This is a genomic window from Vibrio sp. B1FLJ16 (assembly GCF_905175385.1).
Lineage (GTDB): Bacteria > Pseudomonadota > Gammaproteobacteria > Enterobacterales > Vibrionaceae > Vibrio.
On the sequence record NZ_HG992749.1, the window covers coordinates 2,374,830 to 2,390,486 of the forward strand.

The 15,657-nt window shown below is 44.7% G+C and carries 12 protein-coding genes; 4 read left to right on the forward strand and 8 right to left on the reverse strand.

Annotation, left to right across the window (positions count from 1 at the left end):
- Nucleotides 1-11 precede the first annotated feature (11 nt).
- Together ftsH and rlmE are read right to left on the reverse strand one after the other, a co-directional pair.
- Entirely contained in the window at nt 12-1,988 is a 1,977-nt protein-coding gene (gene ftsH / locus KHN79_RS10765; protein WP_182008793.1) for an ATP-dependent zinc metalloprotease FtsH, read from the reverse strand.
- A 108-nt stretch (nt 1,989-2,096) separates the two neighbouring features.
- Complete coding sequence (gene rlmE, locus KHN79_RS10770) at nt 2,097-2,726, reverse strand: 23S rRNA (uridine(2552)-2'-O)-methyltransferase RlmE (RefSeq protein ID WP_182008794.1); 630 nt, start codon at nt 2,724-2,726, stop codon at nt 2,097-2,099.
- Nucleotides 2,727-2,864: 138 nt separating this feature from the next.
- Between rlmE and yhbY the strand changes: the two genes are divergently transcribed.
- Complete coding sequence (gene yhbY, locus KHN79_RS10775; protein ID WP_078534446.1) at nt 2,865-3,161, forward strand: ribosome assembly RNA-binding protein YhbY; 297 nt, start codon at nt 2,865-2,867, stop codon at nt 3,159-3,161.
- 79 nt (nt 3,162-3,240) lie between these two features.
- Here the strand turns inward: yhbY and greA are convergent, their stop codons facing one another.
- Entirely contained in the window at nt 3,241-3,714 is a 474-nt protein-coding gene (greA, locus tag KHN79_RS10780; protein WP_182008795.1) for a transcription elongation factor GreA, read from the reverse strand.
- A 528-nt stretch (nt 3,715-4,242) separates the two neighbouring features.
- Here greA and KHN79_RS10785 point away from each other — a divergent pair.
- Together KHN79_RS10785 and dacB are read left to right on the forward strand one after the other, a co-directional pair.
- Nucleotides 4,243-5,193: a porin gene (locus KHN79_RS10785; protein WP_182008796.1), complete on the forward strand. Its 951-nt coding sequence runs from the start codon at nt 4,243-4,245 to the stop codon at nt 5,191-5,193.
- 187 nt (nt 5,194-5,380) lie between these two features.
- A complete protein-coding gene (gene dacB, locus KHN79_RS10790; RefSeq protein ID WP_182008797.1) occupies nt 5,381-6,802 on the forward strand; it encodes a serine-type D-Ala-D-Ala carboxypeptidase in 1,422 nt (473 codons plus the stop codon).
- Here the strand turns inward: dacB and KHN79_RS10795 are convergent.
- Nucleotides 6,781-7,626 (reverse strand): magnesium transporter, encoded by an 846-nt coding sequence (locus KHN79_RS10795; RefSeq protein WP_182008798.1) that lies wholly within the window; start codon nt 7,624-7,626, stop codon nt 6,781-6,783. The genes dacB and KHN79_RS10795 overlap by 22 nt on opposite strands.
- A gap of 423 nt (nt 7,627-8,049) precedes the next feature.
- Entirely contained in the window at nt 8,050-9,237 is a 1,188-nt protein-coding gene (tyrS, locus tag KHN79_RS10800; protein WP_182008799.1) for a tyrosine--tRNA ligase, read from the reverse strand.
- Nucleotides 9,238-9,366: 129 nt separating this feature from the next.
- Here tyrS and KHN79_RS10805 point away from each other — a divergent pair, with 129 nt between their 5' ends.
- Nucleotides 9,367-10,668, forward strand: a complete 1,302-nt coding sequence (locus tag KHN79_RS10805; protein ID WP_182008800.1) for a peptidoglycan DD-metalloendopeptidase family protein — start codon at nt 9,367-9,369, stop codon at nt 10,666-10,668.
- A gap of 54 nt (nt 10,669-10,722) precedes the next feature.
- Here KHN79_RS10805 and KHN79_RS10810 read toward each other — a convergent pair whose 3' ends face one another.
- The 3 genes from KHN79_RS10810 to erpA all read right to left on the reverse strand — a co-directional run bounded on the left by KHN79_RS10810 (nt 10,723) and on the right by erpA (nt 15,438).
- Nucleotides 10,723-13,857 carry an efflux RND transporter permease subunit gene (locus KHN79_RS10810; protein ID WP_182008801.1) on the reverse strand — a complete coding sequence of 1,045 codons (3,135 nt, stop codon included), beginning with the start codon at nt 13,855-13,857 and terminating at the stop codon, nt 10,723-10,725.
- Between the two features lie 9 nt (nt 13,858-13,866).
- Nucleotides 13,867-14,985 (reverse strand): efflux RND transporter periplasmic adaptor subunit, encoded by a 1,119-nt coding sequence (locus KHN79_RS10815; protein WP_182008802.1) that lies wholly within the window; start codon nt 14,983-14,985, stop codon nt 13,867-13,869.
- Between the two features lie 111 nt (nt 14,986-15,096).
- A complete protein-coding gene (gene erpA / locus KHN79_RS10820; RefSeq protein ID WP_182008803.1) occupies nt 15,097-15,438 on the reverse strand; it encodes an iron-sulfur cluster insertion protein ErpA in 342 nt (113 codons plus the stop codon).
- Nucleotides 15,439-15,657 lie beyond the last annotated feature (219 nt).

Consider the following 15,657-nt stretch of genomic DNA (forward strand, 5'->3'; position numbering starts at 1 on the left):
ATAATTGTTATTCAGAATCTTTTTTTTTCTGGAGCTTCGGCTGAAGTCAGTTCTTGAGTCGTTGACTGCTCTGCATCTGTTACAGTATCGGCCTTTCTTTCTTCTTTAGCTTCTTCTGGTGCAGATTGAGGCTTATCACCACCCTGTGGTTTGTCAGAAGAGTGATCTCCCCAACCAGCAGGCTCACGAATTTCCTCTTTACGCTCCATCAAGTCATCGATTTGGCGAGCATCAATGGTCTCATACTTCATCAGCGCATCTTTCATCGCGTGCATGATATCCATGTTATCTTCCAGAATCTGTTTCGCTCGATAGTAGTTGCGGTCAATGATTTGGCGAACTTCATCGTCGATAAGTTTTGCGGTATCATCAGACACGTGTTTTGTCTGAGTCACGCTGCGACCTAAGAACACCTCACCTTCATCCTCAGCATACAGCAGAGGACCAAGCTTCTCAGAGAAGCCCCATTGCGTCACCATCTTACGTGCAATGTCTGTCGCTCGCTCGATATCATTAGAAGCACCAGTCGATACTTTATCAACACCGTATATCAGCTCTTCAGCCAGACGGCCACCGTACAGGCTAGAGATCATCGATTCCAAATGCTGGCGAGACATACTTACACGGTCTTGCTCTGGCAGGTACATGGTCACACCAAGTGCGCGGCCACGTGGAATGATTGACACCTTGTACACTGGATCGTGCTCAGGAACCAAGCGGCCAACAATAGCGTGACCCGCTTCGTGGTATGCTGTTGATTCTTTCGTCTCTTCCGACATAACCATTGAGCGGCGCTCTGCACCCATCATGATTTTGTCTTTCGCAAGCTCGAACTCAACCATAGATACGTTGCGTTTGTTGCCTCGAGCCGCAAACAGCGCTGCTTCATTAACTAGGTTAGCTAAGTCTGCACCAGAGAACCCCGGTGTACCACGTGCAATCAGAGATGGTTCAACATCACCCGCTAGAGGGACTTTACGCATGTGAACTTTAAGGATTTGCTCACGGCCACGAACATCAGGCAGACCAACAACAACCTGACGGTCGAAACGACCTGGACGCAGTAGCGCTGGGTCTAGAACGTCTGGACGGTTAGTTGCTGCAATAACAATAATGCCTTCGTTGCCTTCAAAGCCATCCATTTCAACTAGCATTTGGTTCAGTGTCTGCTCACGTTCATCGTGACCACCACCAACACCAGCGCCACGTTGACGACCTACCGCATCAATCTCATCAATAAAGATGATGCAAGGTGATGCTTTCTTCGCCTGTTCAAACATGTCACGCACACGAGATGCACCAACACCGACAAACATTTCTACGAAATCAGAACCAGAAATAGTAAAAAATGGTACTTTCGCTTCACCGGCAATTGCTTTAGCAAGCAATGTTTTACCAGTACCCGGAGGACCTACCATCAGAACACCAGTCGGGATCTTACCACCCAGCTTCTGGAAACGGCTCGGATCACGTAAGTAATCCACTAACTCTTTAACGTCTTCTTTTGCTTCATCACAGCCCGCAACATCTGCGAACGTGGTCTTGATTTGCTCTTCGCTCATCATACGAGCTTTACTCTTACCGAAGGACATAGCGCCTTTACCGCCGCCGCCCTGCATTTGACGCATGAAGAAAATCCACACACCAATCAGTAAGATCATAGGGAACCAGGAAATGAAGATTGTACCAAGCAAGCTCTGCTCTTCAGGAGGCGTACCTTGTACTTTCACGTTTTGGTTAATGAGGTCATCCAGAAGCTTTTGATCATACACTGGCATGTAAGTGACCATTTTGGCACCGCCGCCACGACGAACAAAGCTAATTTCTTCGCCTTTAAAAGTTGCTTCTTGAATTTGGCCTTGGCCAACTTCCTGTACAAACGTGGTGTAATCCACCGTTCTGCCATTACTTTCCCCAGGGCCAAAGCTCTGGAATACCGACATCAGTACGACAGCGATAACAAGCCACAGAATTAAATTTTTTGCCATGTCACTCAAGGTGTAAGCCTCTCGATAACTAATTGTAATTAAAAGTAGGGTACTACAGATCATTCACTGTAGCCATAGTGTTAACACGCTCTCATAAGAGCAAAATGGTTAACCTTTGTAACCAGTGGCTACAATAAAGACTTCTCTAGAGCGAGCTCGCGATGAGTCTGGTTTTCTGACTTTTACGACTTTAAACATGTCTCGGACTTCTTTCACATATTGATCGAAGCCTTCACCCTGGAAAACTTTTACAACAAAGCTACCATTAGGCGCTAGAACTTGTCGACACATATCTAAAGCTAATTCAACTAAATACATAGCCCTAGGCTGATCTACAGAGTTATTTCCCGCAATGTTAGGAGCCATATCGGACATGACCACATCCACCATTGATGGCTGGATTCTGTCTAACAACGCTTCCAGTACCGCATCGTCACGAAAGTCGCCTTGTAAAAAGCTTACACCAGCGATTGGATCCATCGGTAACAAATCACAAGCGATAATTTGCCCTGTATCACCTACTATTTTAGCAGCATATTGAGACCAACCACCTGGAGCTGCTCCTAAATCGACTACAGTCATACCTGGTTTTAACAACTTATCTTTTGCTTGGATCTCATCGATCTTGAAATAAGCGCGTGAACGGTAGCCTTTTTTACGGGCCTCATTCGCGTATTTATCATCAAAGTGTTCTTTCAACCAGCGACCAGAACTAGCCGAATGTTTTTGTTTACTCATTTTAATCCTAACAAAGCACAAATAGGAGCTATTGTTTCAATAGGCACAACCTATTGCTCAATAAATTATAGTCTTCAGCAATAGATGGCGTTAAAATAGCTTTTTTCAACCCTTATATTAAAGAAAATTGGCCGCGTAATGAACCTAAGCACCAAACAAAAGCAACACCTGAAAGGCCTAGCTCACAGTTTAAAACCTGTTGTGCTAATGGGCGCAAATGGACTTACAGAAGCCGTGCTAGCAGAAATTGAAATCGCTCTAAACCATCACGAACTGATTAAAGTCAAAGTCGCTTCAGAAGATCGTGAGACAAAACAGCTAATCATCGACGCTATCGTACGAGAGACGGGCGCTGAAAAAGTTCAGACTATCGGTAAAGTACTTGTACTGTATCGTCAAACTGAAGAGCGTAAGATCGAAATCCCTCGTAAGTAACATTCACTTACGTTGTAGGAAGAAAAGGTCGCCATTGGCGACCTTTTTTGCGTTTTACGAGCAAATTAGAAAACTCTGATTACAGGTATTCTACTCGATCGATTTCAAAGTCTTTCGAACCACCCGGGGTTTCGATAATCACTTCATCGCCTTCCATTTTGCCGATCAGACCACGGGCAATAGGAGAACTTACAGAGATACGACCAGACTTTATGTCCGCTTCATCATCACCAACGATTTGGTAAGTTTTTTCTTCGTCCGTATCTACGTCAATCAACGTAACAGTTGAGCCAAAAATAACCTTACCTGTGTTGTCCATTTTGGTTACATCGATAACCTGAGCAACAGATAACTTGTATTCGATATCTCGGATTTGAGCTTCACAAATACCCTGCTCTTCACGCGCCGCATGATATTCAGCGTTTTCTTTTAAGTCACCTAGCTCTCGAGCTTCAGCAATTGCCTCTGAAATTTGAGGACGCAGCTTAAGCAGACGATCTAGTTCTTCACGTAGCATTTTTTCGCCACGCAGTGTCATAGGAACTTTTTCCATTATATAACCTCAAGCCCAATATTCTTTGGACAAAAAAACCCTACCCTGCCAATAGGACAGGGTAGCGTGTTTGAAGATGTGTTTTCTCTAGTGTAAACAAACTCAGAAACGAAATCACCCTAATTTGATACAGAGTAACAGTGCCCCCTGTTAACTCAATGAGCCAGCTCACTCTTCTGAGAAAACTTTATTGTAATACATTGAAAGTTAAAGACGTTCTTTACAAAGAATTTATCAAAAAAAATAAAAACTAATCAATTTCCAAGAAAGCAAAGGAAACACAAAAAACATTATAAATCAAATATATACACATAAAAATCTTGCAATCGAACGCCGTTCACAAACGAAATTTATATCATTTTACTAACTCATCATGAAACTTTGCCTGTAAAAAGTGTCCAGCAAGTCGACGTATCAAAAATTAACAAGCACGAGACCATTGTGCGAAACAATCAATTTTAGACTTCCGACTTAGAGAGTAGCCCTCTCCCCCAGAAAAATATTGATACCTAACTAGGACAAAATAAAATGAAAAAGACTCTAATTGCTCTTTCTGTTTCTGCAGCAGCAATGGCGACTGGCGTAAACGCAGCGGAACTTTACAACCAAGACGGTACTTCTCTAGAAATGGGCGGCCGTGCTGAAGCACGTCTGGCTATGGAAGATGGCGACGCTACTGATAACTCTCGCGTTCGTCTTAACTTCCTTGGCAAACAAGCAATCAGCGACGAGCTATACGGCGTTGGTTTCTGGGAAGGCGAGTTCACTACTAACGAACAAGGCGACGTTGATAGCAATAACGATCTAAACACTCGTTACCTATATGCTGGTCTAGGTGGTGCATGGGGTGAGTTCACTTACGGTAAAAACGAAGGTGCGCTAGGCGTTATCACAGATTTCACAGATATCATGGCTTACCACGGTAACTCAGCAGCGGCTAAACTGGCTGTATCTGACCGTACTGACAACATGATGTCTTACAAAGGCCAGTTCGAAAACCTAAGCGTTAAAGCAAGCTACCGCTTCGCTGATGCAAACAACAACGGCGGTGACAATGGTCAGGACGGTTACTCTCTGTCTGCAATCTACGCATTCGGCGATACTGGTCTTAACGTAGGTGCTGGTTTTGCAGACCAAGACGAGTCTGACGAGTTCATGCTAGCAACGTCTTACACTATTGGCGACCTGTACTTTGCAGGCGTATACACTGACGGTGAAGATCTAGTTGGCGAGAAGAAAAATGGCTCTTCTGACAAAGATTACACAGGTTACGAACTAGCAGCGGCTTACACTATGGGCCAAACTGTATTCACTACTACTTACAACAATGCTGAAGAAGGTGACGCAGAAGTTGAGAACTTTGCAATCGATGCAACTTACTACTTCAAGCCTAACTTCCGTGGCTACACTTCTTACAACTTCAACCTTGTTGACGGTGAAGAAGACCAGCTAGCTCTAGGTCTACGTTACGACTTCTAATTCTTGTCTTTTGACTAGAATATACAGTGCCCGCTTTTTACGGGCATTTTTTTGCCTCAAATATAGCCTTCTTATTTACGCTTTGTGTCTTTTTAGTAAATGATGACAGAACCAGTTCTCCTGTGCCTAGCATCTTGAGTTAACTTGGGTATACTCAACTGCATACCTAATCTCAAAAAGTATCACTATGCGTTTACGTTGGTCTCTATTCTTCCTTTCCTTGCTCAGCCCCTTAGTCGTACAAGCCTATCCACATCAGAAAGTACTACCGGAAGGCGTTCGTATTAGCTTAGTTGCGGAAAAACTCAGTGACGATACTGAACTCGCAGGTATTCACCCGACAGAACAGCTATTTCCTCCCGCAAGCACGCTAAAAATAGTTACCGCGTTAGCAGCAAAACTCGAATTAGGTGATGATTTCAGGTTTCGCACCACGCTAGAAACTTCTGCCTCTGACGCCGTTATCAATTTTGTAGGTGACCCGACATTACAAACAGAAGACTTAAAGAAGCTTCTCACCCTTGCTAAGAAAAATGGCTTGAGCAAAATTGAAGGAGACTTGTGGCTCGATAACAGCGTCTTTACCGGTTACAACCGCGCAGTAGGCTGGCCATGGGATATTCTAGGGGTTTGTTATAGTGCGCCAGCCTCAGCCATAACACTAAACAAAAACTGCGTTCAAGCCTCCATTTACACACAAAAGAATGGGGGAACCCGGGTCTTTGTACCGGAGCACCAACCTATACAAGTAAAAAGCTCTGTAGAAACGGTATCGAAATCTATTCAAAAAAGTCGCCACTGTGATTTGGGCTTGCTTTCTAATCCCGACAACCACTATGAGCTCCAAGGTTGTCTGATCGAAAGAGAGAAACCGTTGCCACTTAACTTTGCGGTACAAGATACAGAACGTTACACGACTAGGATCCTGGCAACTTTACTTAGCGAGCTCAATATTCAGGTAAAAGGAAAAGTAAGAGTTGGTTCCGCACCACAAAAGCAACGCAAGCTTGTGGCACAGCATCAATCAAAGCCGCTGCCTGACTTGCTCGATAAGATGTTAAAAGAATCAGACAATCTGATTGCAGACACGCTGACAAAAACCCTCGGCGCTAAATTTTTCGTTCAGCCGGGTAGTTTTTCTAATGGTACTGAAGCAATCAAGCAAATTATCTTTGCGAAAACCGGGGTAGATATCCGACAGGCGCGGCTAGAGGATGGTTCAGGACTATCCAGAAACAACCGAATTTCTGCGGCCAAAATGGCGGAGCTACTGCGCTATATCTGGAAGAATGACAAAACGCTGAATCTGATCACAAACATGCCTAAATCAGGTGAGTCTGGTACGCTCCAGTACCGTCAAAGTATGCGTAGCGCACCAATTAAAGGTCAGCTGATTGCGAAAAGTGGTTCATTGTACGGAACCCACAATATGGCAGGCTATGGTCTGGATAAACAAGGCAAACCTAACACTATCTTTGTTCAGTTTGTCTCTGATTATTTCCCAGAAGAAAAGGACGATAGCCAACCTGTTATTGCCCCTATTACGCATTTCGAGCAGTTATTTTACCGTGACATCGTGAATTTTAGTCAGGCGATGCCTAAGAAGTAGTTCACCACTGTAAAGTAAATCCACATACCAGATATATCAACGATTGATGCAAGCACAGGGCTCACCAATACGGCCGGGTCCAGCTTGCAAGCTCGAGCAATTATTGGCAACAAGCCGCCAAGCGTCGTGGAAATAGATACTTGAATAAACAAAGCTACTGCGATTGCAAGTGCGATGTCTGTCAGTACAAAACCACCCGTAGATTGTCCTGCACTAAAAAACATAATGCGTCCAACCATAACTATTGCGATTGCCAGCGCAAGACACAGTGCAACTCGACTTTCTTTCCAAAGTACAGCTAACCACTGACGCTTTTTAAGTTCGCCAGTGGCCAATGCACGAATGACTAATGTAGCCGCTTGAGTTCCCGTATTTCCACCAGCTGCCGCAATCACCGGCATGTACACCGCCAGCAAAACCAGTTGGCTCAATGTATCTTCATACTGAGCAATAATGAGCCCAGAAACGATCCCCAGCAGAGCTAGCGCAATAATCCAGCCAATTCGCTGCTTTACATGCCCCAATACGCCGGTTGATAAGTAACCATTCGGTGTATCAACTTCCGATACATGTAAACCCAATTGGTGCGCATAGTGACGCGCACGCTTATCATGACCCGCATGCTCAAGTTGAGACATCAAACTGTTCACATACCCCACAGAACAGTGCCTCAGAATCCCCACAGCTTCATCAACTGGCATTATCGTGAGCAAATGAAGTTGCTGCTCTTGATCGTATTTCAAAAACGCATTGCGAGCTGCACCAATTTCTACTTCAGAAAAGTTTGGTGTTACTTCAATAAAATTGTTGTTCATTACCGTCATGGCGAATCTCCCGATTGGCATTGGTAACGACCATCGACAACACAAGCACAAGCACAAGCTCATCACGTCTTTACGCCAATATATGACAAAAACACGTAAATTCGCCAATGCAAAGGCACTGTCTATTCAGAATGTATGAAGGAAATAACGAGAAGAAAAGTTTGAAAAGATGCCTCACCACTCAGGCAAGACGGAGATCGCCAATACCGAAGCGGGTTATTTCGCTCCCTTAATCTTACTCACCCAACGACTGGGAGGATGGTCGGTATTGTTCATGTAAATCTCCGATATAACTGCCCTGATTAGCAGCGCAAATATAGTAGCAAAGTTAATCGATATTTACAGGTGGCCTTTGTTCTTTTTTGCCATTTTTAGGTACAAAAAATGCCATTGGGCGCTTTTTTTGTACCTAAAAATCATGAATTACTTGATCGTAATACGAGCGAACTTACGCTTACCTACCTGGAATACGTAAGTACCTGCTTCAGGAGCAAATTTCGCATCTGCAACCTTCTCGCCTTCAATCTTTGCCGCACCTTGCTTAACCATGCGCATAGCTTCAGAAGTTGAAGCACACAGACCGGCTTCTTTCAGAAGGTTTGCTACTGGTGTACCAGCATCAAAGTCAAACTCTGGCATCTCATCAGGGATTTGGTTCTTAGCAAAACGGTTAACGAACTCTTGCTCTGCCGCATCGGCATCTGCTTCGCTATGGAAACGAGCGATGATCTCTTTCGCAAGCAGTACTTTAACATCACGAGGATTTTTACCCGCAGCAACGTCAGCTTTAAACTGCGCAATTTCTTCAAGAGGACGGAAAGAAAGCAGCTCGTAGTAGCTCCACATCAGATCATCAGAGATCGACATGATCTTACCAAACATTTCGCCTGGAGCTTCACTGATACCAATGTAGTTGTTTGCAGACTTAGACATTTTCTTCTCACCGTCCAGACCGACAAGAAGAGGCATCATTAGTACTGTTTGTGGCTTCTGACCGTGAGATTTCTGCAGTTCACGACCCATTAATAGGTTGAACTTTTGGTCTGTACCGCCAAGCTCGACATCCGTTTTCATTTCAACAGAGTCCCAACCTTGTAGAAGTGGGTACATGAACTCATGAATAGCAATCGGCTGACCACCAGTATAACGCTTTTTAAAATCGTCACGCTCTAACATACGAGCAACAGTTTGGTTAGCAGCAAGACGAATCATACCTTCTGCACCAAGTTCAGATAACCACTCAGAGTTAAACTGAATCTTAGTTTTCGCAGGGTCTAGAATTTTAAACACCTGCTCTTTGTAAGTTTCTGCATTACGCAATACATCTTCACGGCTAAGCGGCGGACGCGTGGTGTTTTTACCAGTTGGGTCACCTACCATTGCAGTAAAGTCACCTATAAGGAAAGTAACTTCATGGCCTAACTCTTGGAACAAGCGAAGCTTATTGAAAATGACCGTATGACCCAGATGAATATCTGGTGCCGTAGGATCCGCACCCAATTTAATTCGTAGAGGACGGTCTTCTTTTAGTTTTGCGATTAGCTCTTCTTCTGGAATCAGCTCTTCAACACCGCGCTTAATCTCGGCTAGTGCAGCTTCAATGCTCGCCATTCTTGTTCACTCCCACAGATTTGGCAAAATATAATAGCTGAACATATTACTTGAATAGCGATGCATTTTGAAACACGTTAGACTAAGTAGTTGTCATTTTTTCCGTTTAATTTATCAATCAAGTACCTCATGCATTCAATTTTTGTCCGACTCCCACTCTTGCACAAAGTACTGATCGGTTTGTTTAGTGCGCTAATCATCTTTGCACTGTTCTTTTTACCCGATCCGCAAGAACTTGACCCACAACACAGCCGTTTAAAAGTTGGGCAATATTATCCTGTTCCGATTTCTATGGAGCTGGCTACGTTAAATAGCGCTTCTTCTGCCCCTCCAGTTTTGCGCTGGGAGACTCATAAAATTAAAAACGGGGAAAGTGCTGCCATTCTTTTCAGTCGAGTCGGGCTCTCTGCGCGTCTCCTCCATGAACTGATTTCGTCCGATAAGGAAGTAGAACGACAACTTACTCGTCTTCGTCCCGGTGACAAGTTGCAATTCGGTTTTGATGAGACCAGCAACTTAGTTCAGTTAAGACGGACATTAAGTGCTTTCGAAACCTTCCGTATCAAGCTTGTGGATGGTAAATACGTATCCGAAGTTGATAAAAAAGAGGTTGATTACCAGTACAACTTCGCTGAAGCGACAATAAAATCCAACTTCTGGAACGCTGGTATTTCTTCCGGATTAAACGCCAATCAGATTATGGAATTAGCCGGAATCTTCGGTTGGGATATCGACTTTGCCTTAGATATTCGCAAGAACGACACCTTCCGCGTGCTGTATCAGGAAGAAGTTGTAGAAGGTGAAGTGATTGGCCGCGGTAAAATCATCGCAGCCGTATTTAAGAACCAGGGTGATACTTTCACGGCAATTTTGGATGAAAAAACCGATAAGTATTACGATGAAAATGGCCGGGCAATGAAGAAGGCCTTTTTGCGTGCACCTCTGGATTTTCGCCGGGTTAGCTCAAACTTTAACCCTCGTCGCCTGCATCCTGTGACAGGTAAAGTGCGACCTCACCGAGGGACGGATTATGCGGCACCTGTTGGTACGCCAATCTGGGCTGCCGGTGATGGGGTGGTACAAAAATCTTCCTATAACAAGTTCAATGGTAACTATGTGTTCATCAAACACAGTAATACCTACATTACCAAATACTTACACTTAACTAAGCGCACCGTAAAAACCGGGCAACGCGTTAAACAAGGACAAACAATTGGTACTCTGGGTGGTACAGGCCGAGTAACCGGTCCACACCTACATTATGAATTCCTAGTCAATGGCGTACATAAAAACCCGCGTACCGTGAACCTGCCTAAATCGCAATCATTGACAGGAAAAGCGCGAGAAACCTTTATGGCTAACGCAAAAATCAATATGGCTAAACTCGACCGCTACAGTGAGCTACTCACCATGAATGAAATAAGCAAATAAGTACTTGAGCTCAACTGAAAGAAAACACGAGGCCACTTATGTGGCCTCTATTTATTACACTTCTGACCTTTCAGACACATCCGCCTCTTCATCAGCTAAGTGCTCTTTCCCGAGCATAAGTAAGCAAGGTGTCAGTACCAATGTCAGTAACGTTGCAAAAGCTAACCCGCCTGCAACTGCAGTTGCTAACTGAGACCACCATTGGGTGCTAGGTGCGCCAAATTCAACTTTCTGATTCACCAGGTCGATATTCATTTCTAACACCATCGGCAATAAACCCAGAATCGTGGTCACTGTTGTTAATAAAACGGGTCTCAGGCGCTGTACGCCCGTACGTAAAATAGCCTCACTCTTTTCCAGGCCTCTTTTCCGCATTTGGTTATAAGTATCAATCAGCACGATATTGTTGTTCACCACTATACCAGCCAAAGCAATAACACCTATACCAGACATAATGATACCGAATGGCTTTTGGAAAATAAGCAACCCCGCAAAGACCCCAATAGTGGAGAACAATACTGCACTCAAAATCAAAAATGCCTGATAAAAACTGTTGAACTGGGTAATCAAAATAAGCGCCATCACTCCTAAAGCGACGATAAATGCGCTTTTTAAGAAGTCTGAAGAGTGCTCCTGCTCTTCGTTCTGCCCGCGAATTTTATACTCAATCCCTTCTGGCAGCCCCAGCTTATCAATTTCTTGCGCAATCTTAGGTAACTCCAGCGCTAAGTTATAACCTTCTGCCATATCCGCTTTAATGTTAATCACTCTGTGACCATCCACCCGGCGAATAGTATCTTGTTTATGATCAGGTTTTATTTGCGCGAAGTTAGTAATTGGAACAAGACCAGCCGCCGTTTTCACTCTAAGTTGGTCAAAGCGTCCGATGTCTCGTTTGTCTTGCGGATAGCGCACCAGAATATCGACTTCCTCATCCGCATCGTCTGGTAAGTAATCGCCTATTTTCAAACCATTGGTGACAAACTGAACCGTATTGCCGACCAAAGTTGCATCGGCAGCAAATCGAGATGCATCGTCGCGGCGAATATCAATTTGCCAATCAATCCCATCTTTGTTGGTAGTATCACTAAGATTCGTTAATGCTGGATTACCATCAGCCCAAATCCTGACACGATTGGCCGCCTCGTCAAGATCACTAATGCTCAGGCTTTTCGAGGAAACTTCTATCACCAAGTCGTTTTCTACCGGAGGCCCGGCATCGGGAAACTTGTATTCCAGCTCAACTCCATAAAAATGATCTGTCTTCTGTTTTAACTCTTCAATAATCGCTTTAACACTACGGCGATATTGCCAGTCAACTGGCGTGATCTGTATCTGTCCGATTTCATCACCATTGTTGCTTGCGCCAGTACGAGTGTAGACACTCTCAAACTCATCGTGCCCTAACATCACCAGCTCAATCTCTCGCATCACCAAATCTTTTTCGTTAATCGAGAGATCACCATAAGAGCGTACTTTTACGGTAAAAAACGGCGGGTCAACCTCGGGAAAAAACTCAGCCCCCAGCCCTGCCTTGCTATAGGTAAAACCAACACCAACGGCAAGTAAAATCGCACTTAGCAACACTTTCCAGGGATGTTGAATAGCGATAAAAAGGGTTTTGTAGTAGAGCTTAGTAATCCCCGTTGCTTTCTCAAAATTGCCATTATGGAGTTCAACCATTTCTTGCTGGGCTTTTTGACTGGCGATTTGTGGCTTGCCAATAATCCCACCAATAACAGGAACAAACAGCAAGGCCATCATGAGAGATGCAGCCAGCGTAGCTATCAGTGTGAGTGGTAAGTACTTCATAAACTCACCAGTGATATCTGGCCAGAACAGTAAAGGGGCGAATGCCGCTAAAGTTGTCGCAGTCGATGCCGTGATAGGCCAGGCCATTCGTTTCGCCGCATCCCGGTACGCCGCTTTACGTGGTGTGCCTTCTTGCATTCTCCGGTCTGCAAACTCTGTAACAACGATCGCGCCGTCCACCAGCATGCCAACCGCCATGATAAGCGCAAACAGCACAACAATATTTACCGTGAGGCCAAACACGGAAAGCACCAGCAATCCGGTTAAAAATGAACCAGGAATGGAAATCCCGACTAATAAAGCGGTTCTTACCCCTAAAATAGCAATAATGACGATCACAACCAGAATAATCGCTGACAAGATATTGTTTTGCAGATCACTGAGCATTAGTTTGACGTCGTCAGATTGATCCCAAGTGTATTTCACCTGCAAATTACCTGGCCACTCCGAGCGCAATTGTCCTTGCGCAATCACTTCTTTGACTAACGCCACGGTCTCAATGATGTTTTCTCCTGCACGTTTCTTTACATCAAGCACGATGGCAGGTTCACCATCTAAACGGGCAAAGCTTTCAGGATCGCGAAAGGCACGGCGCACGGCCGCCACATCGCCAAAAGTAATGACTTCTTTACCATCGACTTTAATTGGCAGCTCTAGTACGTCTTTTAAGGAATCAAACACCGACGGGACTTTCACAGAAAATCGGCCATACCCCGTATCGACAAAGCCTGCTGCAACCACCCGGTTATTCAACGCAATTAAATTATAAATATCGGCCTGATCTAACCCGTAGCTTTCCATCAAAAGCGGATCAACAACAATCTCTACAATGTCTTCCCGATCTCCGGCGATATCAACTTCAAGAATCTGGCGAAAGCTTTCTAACCTGTCGCGTAACGTACGGGCAACTTGAACGATGGTTCTCTCGGGTAACGAGCCATACAGAACCACGGTTAAAACGGGCTCTTCGGACGCAAACGTAACTTCATTAACCGTTGGTTCATCACTGTCAGCGGGCAACTTAGGCTTCGCTAAGTCCACCGCATCACGCACATCTGCCATCGCCTTATCAAGATCAACGCCCACACTGAATTCTAAAGTAACTGAGGCGTGACCTTCCGAGGCTACGGACGTCATCTCTTTCACCCCTTCTATTGAACGCAGCTCTTGTTCAATCGGACGAACCAGTAAACGTTCTGCATCAGTGGGAGAAATGCCCTGATGAGTAACAGAGACATAAATGATTGGAATAGTAATATCCGGGCTGGATTCTTTCGGGATCGTAACGTAAGTAATGACTCCGGCAATCAGGATCATTACCAACAACGTCATCATAGTACGTGAGCGGGATAAGGCAGCATCAATCAACGAATACATACCGCCTCCTTATTGTTCCGAGCTCGAGTCATTAACCGCATCATCGACACTTGTCGCGATAACCGGGTCGCCATCCCGGACAAACCCCTGCCCCAAAACGATAATGTCACTCTTCTTGCCTAATCCAGACAGCCACACACCGTCTTCTTCTGCTTTAACTAATTGAATAGGTACAAACTTAACGTGATCATCCTCTAGGGTTTTCACCCCTAGATTTCCCTCTTCATCTAACGCTAGCATGGCAGCGGTGATCTTTATTGCCAGCTCTTCAGTCAGTGGCAGAATCACTTCAGCACTAATCCCCGCTGGTGTCTGCGAGTCTCGGTTATCTATTTCGATTTCAATAGGAAAGGTGTTTGTTGAAGCAGATGATACGCGCCCGATATAACGCAATGTACCCTGATAATCCTGACCGTTAACAGTTCTGACGTCAGTCTTAAGCCCTTCTTTTATATGCTGAATATGCCGTTCACTTACATCAGCCTCTATCACTAAAGTATCAAGGTCAATAACGGTGGCTATCGGATCTCCGATACCAACAAAATCCCCCAGCTCAACAAAGTGTCGGTCGACAATGCCATCAAATGGAGCTTTCACTTCAGTATTTTTAAGTGCGGTTTGAACATTACTTAAGCTGGCCCTGGCATCGACCAAAGCCGCTTGTGCGGTCGCAAACGCAACTTCACCCTGCAGGCCTTTGTTCTTTAATGATTTTGCTGCATTAAACTCTTTTTGTTTAACCGTCAGCATCGCTTGGGCACGCTGAACTTGAATGTCGAGATCGCGCTTATCAATATTAGCGATAACTTGTCCGCGCTGAACACTTTGCCCTTGCTCTATATTGAGGCTGACGATCTTTCCGGCAACTTCTGCACCTAAACGCGCCTGACGATTGGGGGCTGTACGACCATACAATTCAAGTGTTTTATGGGTGGGCTGGGCAACAAAGGTGTCAAACATAACCTTTGCAACAGGAGGCTGGTTGGATTGCTTAGACTCGGGAGAGGAAAGATCATCTTGAGCGCTGAGCTGGCCAATGGCCAACCATGCGACAAGAACTACGATAAGAATCAAAGATATTAGCCATGGACGCTCTGCGAGCTGTCGCCTGAAAGAAATAGCAGACATAAAAAGTCCTTATTATTTTTTCTTTCTTGCAACGTCTTGCAAACGAGCCTCTTTATGCAGTTTTAACTATATAAAGAGCAGGCAGCCGATGGCTGCCCGTTATCGTGTTCATTACACGCTAAATGATGCACCACAACCACATGTGGTCGTTGCATTTGGGTTGTTAACGAAGAAGCGAGCTCCTTCCAGACCCTCAGTGTAATCTACGATACCGCCGACAAGATATTGCAAACTCATTGGGTCTACAACCAGTGTTACGCCGCTGTTTTCAATGGTTGTGTCGCCGTCATTCACATTTTCATCAAAAGTGAAGCCATATTGGAAACCGCTACAGCCGCCACCAGTAATGTATACACGTAATTTCAATGCTGGATTTTCTTCTTCTTCAATCAATGCCTTAACACGTGTTGCTGCTGCATCAGAAAAAGATAATGGTACGTTTACTTCGCTCACGAAGACCTCTCTCACTCGTGTAATGCGTCAAGCCTTAAGCGAGACGTCAAATTTGTACTAATTGGACACGATTATCCAATACCTGACAAACTCGTTCAAGTATTCGCCGCCGATTCTTTATATTAGTGCGGATATCTAGGGTCTGTTGACCTTTATATATGATGTTTGTAGCACTTTATGTTTTTTTTTTATACAAGGTGGAGGCTTTGAAATGTAGTT

Bases quoted from the DNA above. Each gene is read 5' to 3' on its own strand.
- KHN79_RS10810 (WP_182008801.1), bottom strand. From the start codon at position 13,857: ATGTATTCGTTGATTGATGCTGCCTTATCCCGCTCACGTACTATGATG.
- dacB (WP_182008797.1), top strand. From the start codon at position 5,381: ATGCGTTTACGTTGGTCTCTATTCTTCCTTTCCTTGCTCAGCCCCTTA.
- greA (WP_182008795.1), bottom strand. From the start codon at position 3,714: ATGGAAAAAGTTCCTATGACACTGCGTGGCGAAAAAATGCTACGTGAA.
- KHN79_RS10805 (WP_182008800.1), top strand. From the start codon at position 9,367: ATGCATTCAATTTTTGTCCGACTCCCACTCTTGCACAAAGTACTGATC.
- rlmE (WP_182008794.1), bottom strand. From the start codon at position 2,726: ATGAGTAAACAAAAACATTCGGCTAGTTCTGGTCGCTGGTTGAAAGAA.
- ftsH (WP_182008793.1), bottom strand. From the start codon at position 1,988: ATGGCAAAAAATTTAATTCTGTGGCTTGTTATCGCTGTCGTACTGATG.
- tyrS (WP_182008799.1), bottom strand. From the start codon at position 9,237: ATGGCGAGCATTGAAGCTGCACTAGCCGAGATTAAGCGCGGTGTTGAA.
- KHN79_RS10815 (WP_182008802.1), bottom strand. From the start codon at position 14,985: ATGTCTGCTATTTCTTTCAGGCGACAGCTCGCAGAGCGTCCATGGCTA.
- KHN79_RS10785 (WP_182008796.1), top strand. From the start codon at position 4,243: ATGAAAAAGACTCTAATTGCTCTTTCTGTTTCTGCAGCAGCAATGGCG.
- KHN79_RS10795 (WP_182008798.1), bottom strand. From the start codon at position 7,626: ATGACGGTAATGAACAACAATTTTATTGAAGTAACACCAAACTTTTCT.
- yhbY (WP_078534446.1), top strand. From the start codon at position 2,865: ATGAACCTAAGCACCAAACAAAAGCAACACCTGAAAGGCCTAGCTCAC.